The following is a 17377-nucleotide window of genomic DNA, read 5'->3' as shown; positions in this document are numbered from 1 at the left end:
GATAGGGCGTTGCGAGAGGGGGGAGCTGCCGGCTTCACTTCGCAACGCTCTACTAGGGCCGAACCCTCCCAGCCGTTTCTAACGCCCTGCTCCGATCGATCTCTTCTCGCACGGACTTCAGGAACAGTTTCTTATGCCCAAGCCCCTCTCTGATGGTCAGCAGCGTCTCGTCTTCGGTGTCCTCGTCTTGATTCTGATCGTCTTCGGTGTCTACCTCATGCTCGGTGGGTTCGACGGCGGCGACACCGCCGAAGAGCAGCAGGGCGATGAGAACACCACGAGCGAATCCGCGCAGCAACAGGAAGCTGCGACGCCCGTCCCGATCCCTACAACGGCGCTGGAAGACGCCAACGTCATGGACTGGTTTCCCTTCGACGAGCAGGAGTTTAGGGCCGCCGCCGCGGTGGCGCAGTCATTTGCGGTGGCCTACGGCACTGTGGACTACTCCAAGACGCCAGAGGATTATTACGACCGCTTGGAGGAATTCGCCACCGAGGACTACGCGAAGAGTCTCGCGCGGAACTCCGGTGCGAGTGCCCTATGGGGAGAGATGTCGGAGAAAGAAGCTGTAGCTGAAGGCAGTGCCAACATCGATTCAGTTCGTAGCTTCGACGATAGTTCTATCGTCTTCCTCATCAACGCGCAGTCGATCACTCAGGACGAGGACGGTTCACAGCAGGATCTGGGTGAGTTCGCGATCACGATGGTCCAGAACGGAGGCGAATGGAAAGTCTACGACTTTCAGCCTGCCGACGCTGGAAACTTCGGTGACCCCCAATGATGCGAGTACTCTTTCGGTCTCCCTATTCCGACGAAGGCTCATGCGCTACTTGGCTGGCCGTAGGGGTAGGCCTATTTATCATTGGCATCCTGCTCCTGAGCCTTGTACTCGTGCCTACGGCCATGTTCGGTCCCGGCGTGATGACAGCCGTAGGTGGGATGCAGTGCACCAGTGAGACCGAGCAGGTGGATTCTTCCGGTTACGCGGAAGACTCCATCCCCCAGAACTATCTCGACCTGTACAAAGAGGTGGGCGAGGAGAAGGGGGTTCCGTGGAACGTCCTCGCTGGCATCGGTCAGGTGGAGAGCGATCATGGCCGTTGGCCGGGAGAAGGCATCACAGAAGGTCACAATGCCTGGGGAGCCGCTGGTCCGATGCAGTTTGGTGCACTGGACGGATCTGCGGCCGGCAACAGTTGGGGCGGTGAGCCCATCATGCCTGTCGAAGAACGCCCCGAAGAAGGATACGGCCAGGACGGTAACGGCGATGGGGTTGTCAACGTTTACGATCCAGCGGACGCGATCCCCGCGTCGGCCGACTATCTTCTCGCTCACGGCGCGGAGCAGGATATGGCGGGCGCGATCTACGCTTACAACCATGCTTCGTGGTATGTCGACGACGTACTCGGTTGGGCAGAACAGTACGCGGCGGGAGATTTTTCCACCGACTCCGCTATCCAGACAGCCGTTGACTGCTCCCTAGACGCGGCAGGAGAACCGATCGGAGCGGCCCCCGACGAGCTGACCCAACAGGTCGTGGACTGGGCGCTCGCGCAGCGAGGTAAGCCATACGAATGGGGCGGCACGGGTCCCTACGCCTTCGACTGTTCTGGACTCATGCAGCAGGCCTACGCGAGTATCGGGGTCGCTATCCCACGAATATCAGAAGAGCAGTGGCGCTTCGGTCCGAAGGTACCTGAAGGGGAAGAGCAGCCAGGAGACCTAGTTTTTTTCGATGTACCCAGCCAGAATGGCTACTCCGATGCTCCCGGCCACGTCGGCATGGTGGTTGGCGACGGTCTGATGGTCGAAGCCTGGTGTACAAACTGCGGACCGATTGCAACTCGTGAGTATCATAATCCCAATCGTTCTGATGTTTTAGGTTTTACTCGTCCACTGGAAAATCGAGAAGTAAAAATCCAATTGGAGGAAAATGGTGGATAGGGGGTATGCAAATAAGGCGACTGGGGGGTTAAAAGGGTGGCGTGCCCTGGTTTCTATTCTTGTTTCCGGCACCTTAGCTGCCTTCGTTGTTTTTTCTATTGTTTTTTTGATATTTAGAGGGGTTTTCTCTTCTCTTTCTGATTCGGATTCAAATGGACATGCCACACCTACGTGGCAGCCTCTTGATACTTTATCAAAAAATGAATTGGATCTATGCGGAAAAACAATGAAAAAGCTAAATATAGTGACTGAACGGCTGGATTCTTCTGGTGACTATAAAGATAAAGAAGTGGGAACAGGAGAACAAAAAAGGCGAATAATCCGCGACGATTGCCAATGGAAGATTTCCTCCTCCTCTGGGGAGATGATCATGCATTTAGACTATCAAGTGGATATTCCAATTTCAAACAAATCGTCTGGCTTGAAAAGGGCGGAAGATAGATATAAAAAAGAAAAAAATGAAGCTGAAACTCTTTTTGGTTCATTAGAAGAAAAAGGACACCAAGAGAGTCTTGGGGAAAATATAGAATATTTCTATGGTTATCTTGAAAATGACGATAAAAAGCCTGCCTATGTTCTCGTTGGTCGAGACAGGATTGGTGTCTTTAAAATGCGCTTGCAGCAAAACGAAATTCTAATTGATGGTTCTCGCTTTGAAAAATCAGACTTTCTTGTTGTCGCAAGAAATGTAGTTCCTCATATTCGCACGAATCTCCAAAGATGGATTCCAAGTTGATTCAGTTTTTAGTTTTTATAGCTTCTTTTGAGTCGGGTGGCATCTCCCTGTGGGATGCGCGATGATGGCTCACTGTGAGCGAGATGCGCAACTCCGTGACCGGGGTACGTTCCGAGGTTCTGGTGCAGGCGGGCACCGTGCATGGCGGGGTGCACATTCACGATGATGGGGCTGGCCGGGTAGAGCCACAGCAGCTTCCGGTGGCAACTGCGACGTTTACGGACCGGGAGGGAGAGACCGCCCGCATTGAGCGTCTGATCGCTGCGGAGGATACCCCTGAGCGTCCCACGATTATCGTCATCACCGGGATGCACGGTTCGGGAAAGACCGAACTCGCCCTGCAATGTCTGGCCAGTGCCGCGGAGCGGTTTCCCGACGGCCGCTACTATGCTGACCTTTCGGGGCAGGCGCCGGCTACCGCCGCCGACCCTGGCGCTGTCTTGGACGTTTTTCTCCATGGTTCCGGCAACGGCACGAGCGTGACCACCGCCGACACGCAGGCGAAAACCGCGCTTTTCCGCTCGCTCACCGCCGACCGCGCTGTCGCTATTCTCTTGGACGACGCCCTCAACGTGGGGCAAGTGACCTCGCTGCTGCCCACCAGCGCGCGGGCACTGGTCATCGTCACCAGCACCTCGCCCCTGCCCGGACTCGCCAGCATGGGGGCCGAGCCGCTGCGCTTAGACCCCATGGACACCGAAGCCATCCTGGAGTTGTTTCGACGCCACCTAGCCCACATCGCCCCGCGTCGACTGGATAGTGAATCGCGGGCTGCTGTCCGGCTCGCGGAACACTGCCATGGGTTGCCTCTTCTTGCTCGGCTCGCCGCTGTGCGGTTGGCGGAAGATCCCTACGAGCCCATCGCCGATATCGTCGCCGAGATCGAGGCGCACGGTAGCTTGCGGGTCCTCAGCGACGGGCACGGGGAGAGCGTGTCGCTGTCCGCTATGCTCGACGCTTCCTACCGTCGATTGAGCCCGTCCGCCGCCCGTGTTTACCGCGCCCTTGGCGCGCACCCGGTACCCGAGTTTGACCAGTGGGCGGTCGCGGCGGTGTTGGGCGTCGACGTGGCTGCCGCACGCGGTCATCTTCGGGAGTTGTCGCGTGGCGCTCTGGTCGAGCCGGCGCCACATGGGCGTTACTGGATGCACAGCCTCGTCCATGAGCACGCTCAGACGGTGGCTGTTCAGGAGGGGGAAGGGGCGGAGAGCGCTCAAGCCGTCGCCGGTTTCGCCCGCTACTATTTGACGGCGGCGGTCGCGGCAGACCGGCGGCTCAATTCGCGGTGGACAGTGGGGCCCCACTACGACACGCCACCGCAGGTGGCCATCCCCGAGTTCGCCACCCCCGAAGAGCGCTCTGCTGCTTCCGAGCCCCAGCCGAGTGGGCTGACGCCGCTGGCCTGGACCGGCGACAACCTCCGGGCGATCATGGCTTTGGCTGAGCGCCATAACGACCCTACGCGCGGCCCGTGCGGTGAGCCGGGTTACGTTTGGCAGCTCGCGGAAGCCACCGACAGTTTCTTCCGGGCTCGGGGGCACTCCGCTGACCGTTTCCGGCTCGCCGAACTGGGCGCCCACGACGCTCGGGCCTGCGGGGACGTGTTCGCTGAGGCGCGGGTACGCAACCAGTGGGGGTTTGCGCTGCTTGACCACGAGCGCTTCACTGCAGCCTACGAGCAGTTCTCGTCGGCGCTTGAGCTGTCCGAGCGTGCTGAGGACCGGCGGGGGCAGGGGGCGGCGCTGGAGTGTTTGGGGATCGTCTCGTGGCGGATGGGACAGTTCGCCGCGGCGCTGGACTACATTGACCGCTCCCAGCCGTTTCTCGCGGAGTTGGGCCGGCCACGGTCTCTCGCGTTGCACCATCTGCACCGTGGCCGTGCGTTGGCGGGGTTGGAACGCTACGAGGAGGCACTGTCAGCGTTCGATCGGGCGTGGCAAGGGCTGCGGTCGCTGGCGGGCTCGGGGCAGCCGGACCGCGTCAACGAGGGAAAGGTTCTGCTCGCGCGGGGGGACGCGCTGGCCGCGTTGGGTCGGGGCCGCGAGGCTGTCACCGCTGGAAAGGAGGCGCTGGCGCGCTTCGTCGCGGCCGAGAGCAGGTTCCAGCAGGGGCAGGCCTACGAGGTGCTGGCGCGGGCGGAGGCGGCACGCGACGGCTCTGCCGCCGGCCGGGATCGGCTGCGTACTGCCCTGGCGATCTATGGTGAGTTGCGTAACGAGGCTGCGGCAGCGCGGGTGCGGTCGCTGCTGGGGGAAGGAGAGGAGTGACCCTGGCGCGGGCCAGATCTTTGCTGCGCCCGGGGTGTATCGGGGGTGGCCTCAGACGGCGTCTAGCGTCGTGGTCCCTACGGTCACCGTGGTGGTGGTCGTGTCGGTGGCGACAGTGAGTTGGCCGGGTTTGATCAGCGCGGCCTGCGGTGGTGCGGTTGCTGCCCGTTGGCACAGCACGCTGGCCAGTAGGCAGGGCCTGGGGGCGTGGGGGGTTGATTCCAGGGTGAGGCTGGCGTGGCGGCCGTCGCGGGTGCGCAGCAGGCAGTGGTCGGGGCCGTAGACTGCTGCGGCCCGCGCGCCGGGGCGGTGGTGCAGCGTTTCTGCCAGCCAGTCTGCCGGATCGTACGGCAGCTCGTGGGTGGGGCACAGGATGACGTCGGCGAGTTCGGTCAACCGCCGGTCGGGTTCACTGTCCCAGACCACGAGTAGGGCTTCGCTGGCCTGATGTCCGGGGGTTTCGTCGGCGTCGGGCGCGCGGTCGAGGGTGGCGGCGGGCAGGCGACGGGCGTCGACGCGGTGTCCGTCGTGGCTCCAGGTGAGGATGGTCCACAGCGCTGTAGGTGGAGTGGTCGGGAAGGCGGGGGGCGGGACTGTGGCGGTCAGCGGTGCGGTCGTTGGTTCTTTGGCGGCCATGAGGCGGTACATGGTGCGGCGTAGTAGGTGCAGTGAGCGGCCCGGCGCGGCGGAGAGCCAGCGGGCTGCGATGGTCTCGGTGGCGGGGCGTCGCCTTTCGGCCTCGGCGAGTTGGTCGGTGAGGGGACGGTCGAGTTCCAGGGCCGGCGCGGTCCGCAGCAGTTGGGCGATGGGGGAGGTGGGGTCGACGTCGTCGGCGCCGCCACGGTCGAGGAGAACGGGGCGGCCCAACGCCGCAGCGTAGTAGGGAACGGAACCGTGGTCTCCGATCACGGCGTCGGCTGCCAGTAGGGCAGCGCGCCACCCTTCGCGCGGGGGTACCAGGATGAGGCCGGAGCGTTGGGCCGCGGCCAGCCAGGCGTCGATTTGTCCAGGGCCGTGGCTGTACCAGATGTTGGGGTGCAGGATGAGAGCCACGCGGTAGCTGTCGAAGGCCAGTTCGGTGAGCAGTTGGTGGGCGAGACCGGGGTGACGGCCGAACAGCGAGTGCGGGCCCCATGTGGAGGTGAGGACGAGCAGGCGTTGCCCTTCGCGGAGCCCTAGAGCGTTCCGATGGTGCCGGCGTCGCGGTAGCCCCGCGATCAAGCGGTCATAACAGGGGTCGCCGGCGACCACGGTGGCCGGCAGTGCTTCGGGACAGTCTCGCGCCAGTCGCTCGCGTTGCTCGTGGTGGGAGAGCACGATCGCCGAAGGAACCAGTCGGCCCTCGTGCAGCAGCCATTCGGCGGAGAGGCCGAAAACTGTCGGCTCTTCCGCGCTTCCCGATTTCTGATTTCTGATTTCTGATTTCTGATTTAAGTACTTATTATATCCCATTCCATGTGGAATTCGTAGGATGGGGGCGCTCACCTCGTGCAGTTCTCCGCCCAGGCTGGTGGTGAGGGCCAGATCGAACGCCATATCTCTGGCTTGGTCCCAGGTGAGGACGGGGTAACCGGTGTCGGCTAGCAGGCGTTGCACGCCGTCGGTGAACACCGACGACCTGGTCCAGGTAAGGAATATCTGGACCCGTGGATCGTCGGCCAGGGCGGGCAACACGTCCAGCATGCGGGTGGCCGAGGTGACGTTGTGGACGATCGCCAAAACCAGCAGTGAGGGCCGCAGGGTTTGCCATTGGGGGTCGATCGCGCTCAACCGCTGGGTGCTGTCGACCGTTGCGGCCGTGTCGGTGTCATCGGTGTCCCATCCTGTGCCCACAACGGAGCAACTTTAGCTTTCCCGCCCCCTCCTAGAGGAACCACCCCTCGTGATGACCGGCTCTGCCGGGGAGCGGCGAACATCCGACTCGTGTGCAGAGCCGGAACGGTACCGTTGACGCATGGCGCGGGATAGACAGCGGCCGGGGCGGCGCAGGATCTTGGATGCGGCCGGGCGGCTGTTCTACGAGCAGGGGGTGCACAGCGTCGGCGTCGACAGCGTGATCGAGGCCGCTGGTGTGGCGAAGATGACTCTCTACCGCAACTTCGCGTCAAAAGCCGAACTGGTGGCGGCCTACCTGGCCGAGCGGGACGTGCGGTGGCGGACGGAGTTCGAGGCTCGGCTGGCCGGGGCCGGTGTGGAGCCGGTTGCGCGGGTGGGGATGGTTTTCGATGTTCTGGGGGAGTGGTTCGATTCTCCCGACTTCCACGGCTGCGCCTTTATCCGGGCGAGTGCGGAGAACACCGACGAGGTGGTCCAGGCGGCCATCGTGCGCCACAAGCAGTGGTTTCGGGAGTTCTTGCGAGGGTTGCTTCTCGACGCCGACGTGGCCGAGCCCGATCTCGTGGCAGAGCAACTCTTCGTGCTCGTGGAGGGGGCGATGGTAATCGCGGCGATGGAGGGGCGTTCTGTGGTAGCCGACCACGCGCGGCAGGCGGCCGAACGGCTGGTGGCCGACGCGCGAGTGGCCACCAGCCGCGTTACCGTGCTCAGCCAGGAGTGACCTCCCGGGAGAGGTTTCTCGTACGGTCAGGTGGTGGCGTAGATCTTCGACAGGTACTTCAGGCCGGTGTCGGGGAATACCGTGACGATGGTCGCCGGCACCCGCACTTCCTCGGCGAGCTTGCGCACGCCCCACAGGTCGGCGCCGGAGCTGCTTCCCGTGAGGAGGCGTGGGAAGGGCTAGGTAGCGCGGTCGCGGAAGAGGGAGATAGCGACGGCGCCGGCAAGGGCCAAGAGTGCGAGCAGGAGGAGACCAGGCGTGTAGCTGCCGGTCGTGCTCAGTAACGCTCCGAGGAGGGCGGGACCCGCTGCCGAGCCGATCCCCACGGCGGTGTAGGTGAGGCCGAGGAGGCGGCCCAGATCGGTCAAGCCGAACTGTTGGCTCAACACGACGCTGGTCAGCGCGATGTATCCGCCGTAGCCCAGGCCCAGCACGATGGAGAAGACGAGCAGGACGGCGTAGTTCGAGGCCGCTCCCCAGATCCAGAAGCTGAGTGCGATCACGATGGAGCAGGCGCGGTAGAGCACCAAAGTGCTGACCCGGTCGGCCAGCGCCCCCAGGGCGATTCTGCCGAAGACGCTGGCCAGTCCGATCGTCGAGACCAGCGCTGCCGCTGTGACCGCTTCCACACCCAGATCTCGGGCGGCCGGCGATAGGTAGACGAAGGGGACGTACAGCCCGATGTTGGTCAACAGGGCTGAGGTGTAGAACAGGAGGAACCGTCGGCGGCGTCGCCGGCGATCTGCGGCGTTTCGACTCCCCGGTTCCCGCGAGGGTGGAGGGTTCGCCATCAGCGCGGTCGCCAGGAGCAGCACCGCGCAGATCGCGACGGCATAGCAGCGGTAGGCCGTGGGCCAGCCGTAGCTTTCCACCAGCCAGGCCGAGACCGGCGGCACGATCACCGTGCCTAGGCCGATGCCGGAGACCACGAATCCGGTGGCTAGCGAGCGCCTACGCTCGAACCAGCGTCCTGTGGCGGTGACGATCGGAACGTAGACGCAGCCCACGCCCAGACCGATGCCGATCCCGTAGGCCAGGTAGGCCTGCCACAGTTCCTGGGTGTAGGACGTGGCGATCAGCCCGCTGGCGATCAGCACGGTCGCCGCCCCCAGCAGGAGGCGCGGCCCCACCCGGTCGGCCAGCGGTCCGCTGCCGACTCCCAGGCAGAAGAACACCAGGGAGGTCACCGAGAACACGGTCCCGCCGGCGGTGCTGGGAGCGCCGAAGTCCGCGGCCATCGCCACGAAGAACTGCCCGTAGCTGTAGGCCAGGCCGAAGGCGACGAACAGGGCCATGAACCCACCCGTCGCGGCCAGCCACGCCCGTGTGGAGTCGCGTTGCGCCGCTGCGGGGGACGACGGCAGCCGAAGATCTGTCCGATTCGCGGTTTCCTGAGGTGTCACAGCAAAAAAGATACAGACCTACCTCTCTCTTTTTAAGAGAGGATGGCGCACTGAGAACAAGTGGCCACGGATGGTCACGTGCTTGCCGTCGAACGAGGCGCTGTGTTAAGCGCCCAGTGAGGTAGGCGTCCGGCGTCGGCCGGGCGTGCGATCATCGCGGTTGCGGGGCCGCGTGTCTCTCTCGCCCCCTGACGTGACGGGCAGCCGAACGTCCCCGCGCTGTGCGATTATTCGGTCGCTGCGAGGAGGTGTGGCCATGACCACCGATCGGGGGTTTCGCCCCGCCGTATTGGAGGGGGTCCTCGAACGTGTCACCTACGCCAACGAGGACAACGGCTATACGGTCGCCCGTATCGATCCCGGGCACGGTGGTGAGTTGGTCACGGTGGTGGGCTCGCTCCTTGGGGCGCAGCCGGGGGAATCGTTGCGCCTGGAGGGGCGTTGGGGGTCCCATCCGCAGTACGGCCGGCAGTTCCAGGTGGAGAACTACACGACCATGCTGCCGGCCACCGTACAGGGGATTCGCCGCTACCTTGGTTCGGGGCTGATCAAGGGGATCGGGCCGCGGCTGGCCGAGCGTATCGTCGACTACTTCGGTGTCGAGGCCCTCGACGTCATCGAAGAGACGCCGCAGCGGCTCATCGAGGTGCCCAAGCTCGGCCCCAAGCGCAGCGATCTCATCGCCCGCGCGTGGGAGGAACAGAAGGCCATCAAGGAGGTTATGGTCTTCCTACAGGGCATCGGGGTGTCCACCTCGCTGGCGGTGCGCATCTACAAAAAGTACGGCGACGCCTCGATCTCGATCGTGCGCAACGAGCCCTACCGGTTGGCCACCGATGTCTGGGGCATCGGGTTCAAAACCGCCGACACCATCGCCCGCGCCGTTGGTATCCCCTCCGACAGTCCGGAGCGCGTCAAAGCCGGTATCCAGTTCACCCTGTCGGAGTCGACCAGTGACGGCCACTGCTACCTCCCGCGCGAACGACTCATCTCCGCGGCGGTCAAGATCCTTCAAGTCGACCCCGGGCTCGTCATTGACTGCCTGGCCGAATTGGTCGCAGAGGAGGGGGTGGTCGCCGAGGAGCTTCCCGGTAGCGAGCACGACGACGACGGCGAGCACGCCGTCACCGGTGTGTACCTCGTGCCGTTCCACCGGGCCGAGATCTCGCTGGCCAACCAGGTGCGCACCCTGCTCAACTGTCCAGAGGACCGCATGCCGGCCTTCGCCGACGTCGACTGGTCAGTGGCGCTGGAGTGGCTGCGCGAGCGTACGGGGGCCGAGTTGGCCTCCGAGCAGGAACAGGCGGTCAAGCTTGCGTTGACCAGCAAGGTCGCGGTACTCACCGGTGGTCCCGGCTGCGGTAAGTCGTTCACGGTCTCCTCGGTGATCACGCTCGCGGCTGCCAAGCGAGCCAAGATCGTCTTGGCCGCGCCCACGGGCCGGGCCGCCAAGCGGCTCACCGAGTTGACCGGTCACCCCGCCTCGACCGTGCACCGGCTGCTGGAACTCAAGCCCGGTGGGGACGCCTCGTACGACAAGGATCGCCCCCTCGACTGTGACCTCCTCGTCGTCGATGAGGCCTCCATGCTCGATCTGCTGTTGGCCAATAAGCTCGTCAAGGCCGTGCCTGCGGGGGCTCACCTGTTGTTCGTCGGCGATGTGGACCAACTGCCCTCGGTGGGCGCCGGTCAGGTGTTGCGCGATCTGCTTGTGCCTGGCTCGCCGGTACCCAACGTGCGGCTTACGCACGTGTTCCGCCAAGCCCAACAGTCGGGGGTGGTCACCAACGCGCACCGCGTCAACTCCGGGAAGCCTCCGCTGGTGCAGGACATGAGTGACTTCTTCCTGTTCTCCTCCGACGACACCGAGGCCACCGCCGAACTCACCGTCGATGTGGTCGCCCGCCGCATCCCCCGCAAATTCGGGCTCGACCCGCGGCGGGATGTGCAGGTACTCACCCCCATGCACCGAGGGCCGGCCGGTGCCGGCAACCTCAATACGCTGCTACAGGCAGCGCTTACACCACCCCGGGAGGGCCTGCCCGAACGGCGGCTGGGCGGGCGGGTCCTGCGCGTCGGCGACAAGGTCACCCAGATCCGCAACAACTACGAGAAGGGCGCCAACGGGGTCTTCAACGGCACCATGGGGGTGGTCAGCGGGGTGGACGTCGAGGAGCAGGAGGTGACTGTCCGCACCGATGAGGATGAGGACGTCAGCTACGATTTCGCCGAGCTCGATGAGATCGTCCACGCCTACGCTGTCACCGTGCACCGCTCCCAGGGCAGCGAGTATCCCGCTGTGGTCATCCCGGTGACCACGAGCGCGTGGATGATGCTACAGCGCAATCTGCTCTACACTGCGATCACCCGGGCCAAGCGCCTCGTCGTCCTCGTGGGGGCGCGCCGGGCCATTGCTCAGGCCGTGCGTAACGCCGGGGCGGGGCGTCGTTACACAGCGCTGGACAATCGGATCACGACGGCGGTGTGAATCGGCCCAGCGCCGCGGTCGGCCGCATTTTTCGTATCCGAGCAAGAACCTCCCGATGACAGCTCGTCATTGCCCCGTTGATTTCCGTGACCGCACCACGTGGGAGGCGGTAGCGATTTAGCCTCCAGATATGGAGATCAAAGCCGCGTCCCAAGCGCACATCGTGTCGGATGCGGAGCGGTTGCGCGTTGAGGCCCGCCAACTCGAAGCCGATGCCCCGGCGTTTCCCGACGATCGGGCGGCGATCTTGGCTGAGGCGGCGTCGCTGTGGCACTGTCTGGGCGACGACGAGCGTGCGCTGCGTCTGTGCGGCGAGGCGCTGGCCACGGGCGGCGCGGGAGAGGGGAGTCAGCTCGCGCGGCTGCGGCGGTTGGAGGTGTATGCCCATCATGGCCAGTGGTCTCACGTTGCCGCCGAGTTGCGCGCGTTGCGTGCTGAGCCGGTCAGCCCGCGGCCGGCACATTTGGTCGCTGAGGTACTTGAGCGTTTCGGCCGCCCCGGCGAGGCACTGGAGTTCTTCAGCTACGCCTGTGGCCCGCTGCTGACCGAACTCGACCGCGTCGAGCCCGCCGAAGCGGGGAAGTATTTGGTCTACTTCGACTCCGCGGAGGGGCGTGCCCGGGTTCGGGCCGCGCTAGGGATGCCTGAGGACGAGCTCGACGCTGTCATTCGTCGTTCCTACGAGGAGGAGACGGTTCCCCTCAACGGTGTCGACTGTGTGGCGCCGCAGCCCGGCGATGGGAAGTCCCCGGTTGCCGGATTCGTCGCCCGCGCCGATCTGGGGAGGTCGCACGGGTGGGAGCCGCTTGTTCCCGCCGAGTTCCGGTCGTTGGGGCCGCAGGAGTACCTCCTCCTGTTAGAGGGGGAGTGGCGCGTTTTCACCCAGTGCCGTCCGGGCGGGCTCACGCTGGTTCCCGTGCGCGTCGAGGAGTACCAGACCTTCGCCCGGCAGGTCGGTCCTTCACCATCGGCGCAGCGCCTCCGTCACGACTTCCTGCGTGAGCGGCTGCGCAGCGGTGATGTTGTCCACTGGCCGCCCCACCGCAACGCCGCCTGCTGGTGCGGGGCCGAGCGCAAGTACAAGAAATGCTGCGGTGCGCCACACCGTGCCTGAACGCTGTCGCTCTTTCCTTCCCTCCGCACGAGGGGCGGCCCCGTGGGTGTTGCTTCGGCCGGCGCCCACGGTGGGGGCCGCGCCGCTCCCAGGGGCTGGCGAGGGTCACTCCGGTTGTCGGTTTCGGCGCAGTACGACCTTGGCGCAGCTCAGGGTGAGCGCTGCGGCCTCGGAACCGAAGGAGAACGTCAGCCGGATCGACTCGGTGTCGTGTTCGGTGTCGACGCTGGCCACGGTTGTTCCGGAGTTCAGGCCGGGCAGGTGGTCGGCGAAACTGAAGTCGGTGACGCCTTGTAGGACCAGAGTGTGATCGGTGACGTTGTGTGCCTCGCGCGTGCGCAGGGTTACCTTCACCTGGTGCCCCTGCTCGTCGATGTGGACGTCTTCGAGTGTTGCTCCGTTAACAGCGTCGAGCGTGGCCATCCCGCCCGTACCTCCCCCATGACGGTCCCCTCCGGCGAGTGTTCTGCCCCATTGTCCACATATGCCCGGATTATCTGTTCGCCACACGGTCGCGGCCGATGTCGGCAGTCAGGTGCTACGTCCTTGGTCGCGCGAGGGCGCGGGTGGGGCAGTAGGGGAGTCAGACGCGAAGTGCGCGGGGGTGGAGTAGAGGGAGACGTCGTAATCAAAAATTAATAGAAACGCAAACATTGTGTTTGCGGGGCGGTTGGGGGTGGGTACGGGAAGAAAAGACTACGGCGGTACGTCCGCCGGCCATCTCCCGGTGTACTGGATCTCGAGACCCGGCATGGTCCCGGCTAATGACATGGAAAGGCACACGTTCCGTGGGCACCCTCTCTTGGATCGATCCCTCCCTACGGCTCACACCGGTCCAGGCCGTCAGCATGCTGCACAGCTATCTCACGGCGGCCGGTATGCGGCGGCTCTACGCCGCCGGGCATGCCACGGTGGCCTCGCTGTCGATCCGCGCCGGACTCACCGTGTGGTGCATGGGGGGAACCTTTCGCTGGTCCGACGAGCACGGGCACACGACGACCCACCCCGCTGACGACCCCGAGGGAGCGGCGCGCCGTCTCAGCGGGGTGTCCTCGTCCATGCCCGCCGCCGCGTGAGCGTTTCCGTCGGCTCCCCAGCAGGAGCCGGGCAGCTGGCGTGTTCGGGAGCCCCCGGCACCCCACCGGCAGGTAGCGGTTCCGGCGAGGCAGTAGCGTTTTGAGGCGTGAGCGATTCCTTGACCGTCGTCGGCGCCGCTATCGTCTGTGGAGGGGCACTTCTCGCCGCCCAGCGCGCGAGCCCGCCGCAGTTGCGTGGCAGGTGGGAGCTGCCCGGCGGCAAGGTCGATCCGGGTGAGACCGAGGAGGTCGCCCTCGTCCGGGAGTGTCAGGAGGAGCTCGGGGTCAAGATCCGTCCGCGCCTGTCCCTCGCCCGCGAGGTCGCCCTCCCGCTGCGCCCGCAAGCATCGCCGGCGCTGCTGCGAGTGTGGATCGCCGATCTCGTTGACGGGACCCCTCAGCCGCTAGAGCACCTCTCCCTGCGCTGGCTGTGCGCGACCGCACTCACCGACGTCGACTGGCTGCCCGCTGATGTGCCGTTTCTGGCTGATATCCGGCCTTACCTCGATTGCGGGCAGGAGCAGTGAGCTTTCCGGGCTCACCGGCCGCGCCGCCGGCCGATCTCGGGGTGCGCTCGCGCACGGCCGGCGGCGCAACCGTCCTGGCTCACGCCTGGCCCTGGGCCGCCTTGCCGAGCTCGGGCACGAACTCGTCCATCGCCCATGGCAGGCTCAGCGGGTTAGGGGTCGACACGGCCATCGCCAGTGCCGGGTCGTTGAAGGCGATGTAGCCGCCATCGCGCACGGCCGGGATCTGCTGGAACACCTCGTTGTCCTCGATGCGCTGTTGGTCCTCGGCGGTGTTGAACCACATCACCATGGTCTGCGCATCGATCTTGTCGGCGTTTTCCATGCTCAGCGTCCCGTAGAACTGCCCGTCGGCCACGTGCAGCTCATCGGTCACCTCCGCCGGAGTGAACCCGAGCTGCTTCATCAGCTCCGCGCGGGGTTCGCCTTCGACGTAGAAGGCGAACTCGCCTTCGTACATGGTGCCGATGACAAAGGAGGTGCCCTCGAACTCGGGGTGCTCCGCGGCGAGTTCGGCGAGGTAGTCCTCGGTCTCCGCTACGAGGGCTGTGGCCTCGTCGGGCTTGCCCACCGCCGTGCCGATCGCCTGGGTCTGTTCCTGCCAGCCGGTCATCCACGGCTGGTCCAGGTAGGGGATGGTCGGCGCGACCTGGGAGAGGTCCTCGTACTCGCTCTCTTGCATCCCCGACTGCACGCCCAGGATCAGGTCGGGGGCCAGTGTGGCGACCTGCTCGGTGGGGATGCCGTTGTCGGTGTTGATCAGGGTGGGCAGCTCGCCGCCCAGCTCCTCGATCTTGGCGACGTCCCAGGGCAGGTAGCCGTCTTCGCTGGCGAAAGTCGATTCCGCTATACCCACGGGCACGATCCCCAACTCCAGCAGGGTCCCCTCGTCTGACCAGCCCACGGTAACGATGCGCTCCGGGCGTTCGGTGATCTCGGTGGAACCGTAGGTGTGCTCGATCGAGACGGGGAAGGCGCCCGTGTCGGCGGATTCGGCGGCGGTCGAGCCCCCCTCGTCCGACTCGCCGGAACCGCCGCAGCCGGTCAGGGCAGCAGCGGCCACTATGGCCGTCGCGGCGCCGGCCAGCCGCCAGGCCGGGGCGCGGTGTGCGTCGTCCAACATAGACCCCCCTATTAGGTCAAAAAAGCACGCTTTACGTGGAAATACGGCAAAGCGCTCTAAATATGCCCCAACATGGACATAGGTAATTCAGGGTAGCCTGACCTAACTTTTGACGTATGGGCGGGGGTGGGTCGTCGGCGCATCCCGTCCCAGGACACCGGACCGCTGCGCATAGACTGACACACGGCCGCGGGAAGCGCGGTCGTTCCCACCGGATGAGATCGAGACTTTCGCATGTCCAGCGCCACGCACGCTGTAGGCTCCGCGCGCCGTACCGATATCCGCAACGTTGCCATCGTCGCCCATGTCGACCACGGCAAGACAACCCTCGTCGACGCCATGCTCTGGCAGTCGGGCGCCTTCCGAACTAACCAGGACGTCGATGAGCGCGTCATGGACTCCAACGACCTGGAGCGCGAGAAGGGCATCACCATCCTCGCCAAGAACACGGCCGTGCACTACACCAGGCCGGGAGCCGAGGACGTCGTCATCAATATCATCGACACCCCCGGCCACGCCGACTTCGGCGGCGAGGTCGAGCGGGGCCTGTCGATGGTCGACGGCGTGGTGCTGTTGGTCGACGCCAGTGAGGGCCCGCTCCCCCAAACCCGGTTCGTCCTGCGGAAGGCGCTGGCCGCCAAACTCCCCGTGATCTTGGTGATCAACAAGGTCGACCGTTCCGACAGTCGGGTCGATCAGGTCGTTGACGACACCTATGAACTGTTCCTCGACCTCGACGCCGATGAGGATCAGATCGATTTCCCCATCGTCTACGCCTGCGCCCGAGACGGCCGGGCCTCCTTGGAGCGCCCCGCCGACGGCTCCGTTCCGGAGAACCCCGACCTGGAGCCGTTGTTTCGCACGATCCTCGACACCATCCCCGCCCCGGAGTACGTGCCCGGGGCGCCGTTGCAGGCTCACGTCACCAACATCGACGCCTCTCCCTTCCTGGGTCGGCTCGCGCTGTGCCGGGTGCGCCAGGGCGAGATCAAAAAGGGGCAGCAGGTCGCCTGGATTCGCGGCGATAGCACGACTCAGCAGGTCAAGATCACCGAGTTGCTCATGACCGAGGCGCTGGAGCGCCAGCCCGCCGAGCAGGCCGGTCCCGGCGACATCATCGCCATCGCCGGCATCCCCGACATCATGATCGGCGAGACCCTGGCCGCTCCGGAGGACCCGCGCCCCCTCCCACTGATCACAGTCGACGAGCCCGCCATCTCGATGACGATCGGCATCAACACCTCGCCGCTGGTAGGCCGGACCAAGGGCACCAAAGTCACCGCCCGGTTGGTCAAGGAGCGCCTCGACCGCGAGCTGATCGGTAACGTCTCGCTGCGCGTGCTGCCCACCGACCGTCCCGACAGTTGGGAGGTTCACGGCCGCGGTGAGTTGGCGCTGGCGATCCTCATCGAGACGATGCGTCGCGAAGGCTACGAGTTGACCGTCGGCAAGCCGCGGGTAGTCACCAAGCAGGTCGACGGCCAGGTGCACGAGCCGGTCGAGCGGCTCACCGTCGACGCCCCCGAGGACTACCTTGGTGCCATCACCCAGCTTCTCAGCGTCCGCAAGGGGCGTATGGAGCACATGACCAACCACGGTATGGGCTGGGTGCGCATGGACTGGCTGGTCCCCTCCCGCGGCCTTATCGGGTTCCGCACCGAGTTCCTCACCGAGACTCGTGGCAGCGGGATCGCCCACCACGTCTTTGAAGGCTTCGAGCCCTGGTTCGGTGAGCTGCGTACCCGCCCCTCGGGATCACTCGTGGCCGACCGCTCCGGCCAGGCCATGACCTATGCCATGTTCAATCTGCAAGAGCGGGGGGTCCTCTTCGTCGAACCCGGCACCGAGGTCTACGAAGGCATGATCGTGGGCGAGAACTCCCGCTCCGACGATATGGACGTCAACATCAGCAAGGAGAAGAAGCTCACCAACATGCGCTCGTCCACCTCTGAGGAGTTGGAGCGGCTGGTGCCCCCGCGCAAGCTCTCGCTGGAGCAGGCGTTGGAGTTTTGCCGCGAAGACGAGTGCGTCGAGGTCACCCCGGACGCGGTGCGGATTCGCAAGGTCATCCTCGACCAGAAGGAACGCGGCCGGATCGCGGCCAACCGCAAGCGCGGCTGAGCTTTCCCCTACCGGTGGGGC

14 protein-coding genes are annotated in these 17377 nt (G+C 64.9%); 10 read left to right on the top strand and 4 right to left on the bottom strand.

Annotation, left to right across the window (positions count from 1 at the left end; translation table 11 throughout):
* Positions 1-133 precede the first annotated feature (133 nt).
* From ABD848_RS10700 to ABD848_RS10685, 4 genes are all read left to right on the top strand, one after another.
* Positions 134-781 (top strand): hypothetical protein, encoded by a 648-nt coding sequence (locus ABD848_RS10700; RefSeq protein ID WP_344970443.1) that lies wholly within the window; start codon positions 134-136, stop codon positions 779-781.
* A complete protein-coding gene (locus tag ABD848_RS10695; protein WP_344970440.1) occupies positions 778-1944 on the top strand; it encodes a C40 family peptidase in 1167 nt (388 codons plus the stop codon). Before ABD848_RS10700 ends, ABD848_RS10695 begins: the two co-directional genes overlap by 4 nt.
* Positions 1937-2680 carry a hypothetical protein gene (locus tag ABD848_RS10690; protein WP_344970438.1) on the top strand — a complete coding sequence of 248 codons (744 nt, stop codon included), beginning with the start codon at positions 1937-1939 and terminating at the stop codon, positions 2678-2680. The genes ABD848_RS10695 and ABD848_RS10690 overlap by 8 nt, the downstream gene beginning before the upstream one ends.
* Before the next feature lie 83 nt (positions 2681-2763).
* A complete protein-coding gene (locus ABD848_RS10685; RefSeq protein WP_344970740.1) occupies positions 2764-4947 on the top strand; it encodes an NB-ARC domain-containing protein in 2184 nt (727 codons plus the stop codon).
* Positions 4948-4998: 51 nt separating this feature from the next.
* On the opposite strand, the gene ABD848_RS10680 is transcribed toward ABD848_RS10685, so the two are convergent.
* Complete coding sequence (locus tag ABD848_RS10680) at positions 4999-6780, bottom strand: hypothetical protein (protein WP_344970435.1); 1782 nt, start codon at positions 6778-6780, stop codon at positions 4999-5001.
* A gap of 121 nt (positions 6781-6901) precedes the next feature.
* Between ABD848_RS10680 and ABD848_RS10675 the strand changes: the two genes are divergently transcribed.
* On the top strand, positions 6902-7504 hold the full coding sequence (locus tag ABD848_RS10675; RefSeq protein WP_344970433.1) for a TetR/AcrR family transcriptional regulator: 603 nt from the start codon (positions 6902-6904) through the stop codon (positions 7502-7504).
* Between the two features lie 179 nt (positions 7505-7683).
* Here the strand turns inward: ABD848_RS10675 and ABD848_RS10670 are convergent, their stop codons facing one another.
* Positions 7684-8907, bottom strand: coding sequence for an MCT family MFS transporter (locus ABD848_RS10670; RefSeq protein WP_344970431.1), 1224 nt, complete (start codon positions 8905-8907; stop codon positions 7684-7686).
* A gap of 256 nt (positions 8908-9163) precedes the next feature.
* Here ABD848_RS10670 and recD2 point away from each other — a divergent pair, with 256 nt between their 5' ends.
* Positions 9164-11395, top strand: coding sequence for an SF1B family DNA helicase RecD2 (gene recD2 / locus ABD848_RS10665; protein ID WP_344970428.1), 2232 nt, complete (start codon positions 9164-9166; stop codon positions 11393-11395).
* A 130-nt stretch (positions 11396-11525) separates the two neighbouring features.
* A complete protein-coding gene (locus ABD848_RS10660) occupies positions 11526-12509 on the top strand; it encodes an SEC-C metal-binding domain-containing protein (protein ID WP_344970426.1) in 984 nt (327 codons plus the stop codon).
* A 105-nt stretch (positions 12510-12614) separates the two neighbouring features.
* Here ABD848_RS10660 and ABD848_RS10655 read toward each other — a convergent pair whose 3' ends face one another.
* Positions 12615-12932 carry a hypothetical protein gene (locus ABD848_RS10655; RefSeq protein WP_344970424.1) on the bottom strand — a complete coding sequence of 106 codons (318 nt, stop codon included), beginning with the start codon at positions 12930-12932 and terminating at the stop codon, positions 12615-12617.
* 365 nt (positions 12933-13297) lie between these two features.
* Between ABD848_RS10655 and ABD848_RS10650 the strand changes: the two genes are divergently transcribed.
* Complete coding sequence (locus ABD848_RS10650) at positions 13298-13585, top strand: hypothetical protein (protein ID WP_344970421.1); 288 nt, start codon at positions 13298-13300, stop codon at positions 13583-13585.
* A gap of 107 nt (positions 13586-13692) precedes the next feature.
* A complete protein-coding gene (locus ABD848_RS10645; protein ID WP_344970418.1) occupies positions 13693-14112 on the top strand; it encodes a (deoxy)nucleoside triphosphate pyrophosphohydrolase in 420 nt (139 codons plus the stop codon).
* A 79-nt stretch (positions 14113-14191) separates the two neighbouring features.
* Here ABD848_RS10645 and ABD848_RS10640 read toward each other — a convergent pair whose 3' ends face one another.
* The gene (locus ABD848_RS10640; RefSeq protein WP_344970415.1) at positions 14192-15235 is read right to left on the bottom strand and encodes an iron-siderophore ABC transporter substrate-binding protein; all 1044 of its coding nucleotides are present in this window, start codon (positions 15233-15235) and stop codon (positions 14192-14194) included.
* Between the two features lie 234 nt (positions 15236-15469).
* Here ABD848_RS10640 and typA point away from each other — a divergent pair, with 234 nt between their 5' ends.
* Positions 15470-17356: a translational GTPase TypA gene (typA, locus tag ABD848_RS10635; protein WP_344970413.1), complete on the top strand. Its 1887-nt coding sequence runs from the start codon at positions 15470-15472 to the stop codon at positions 17354-17356.
* The last annotated feature ends 21 nt before the right edge of the window (positions 17357-17377 follow it).

Origin of the sequence: Salinactinospora qingdaonensis, assembly GCF_039539445.1 — a bacterium.
Lineage (GTDB): Bacteria > Actinomycetota > Actinomycetes > Streptosporangiales > Streptosporangiaceae > Salinactinospora > Salinactinospora qingdaonensis.
Note: the sequence above shows the minus strand (reverse complement) of the source record. Positions and strands in the feature narration are given on the sequence as shown.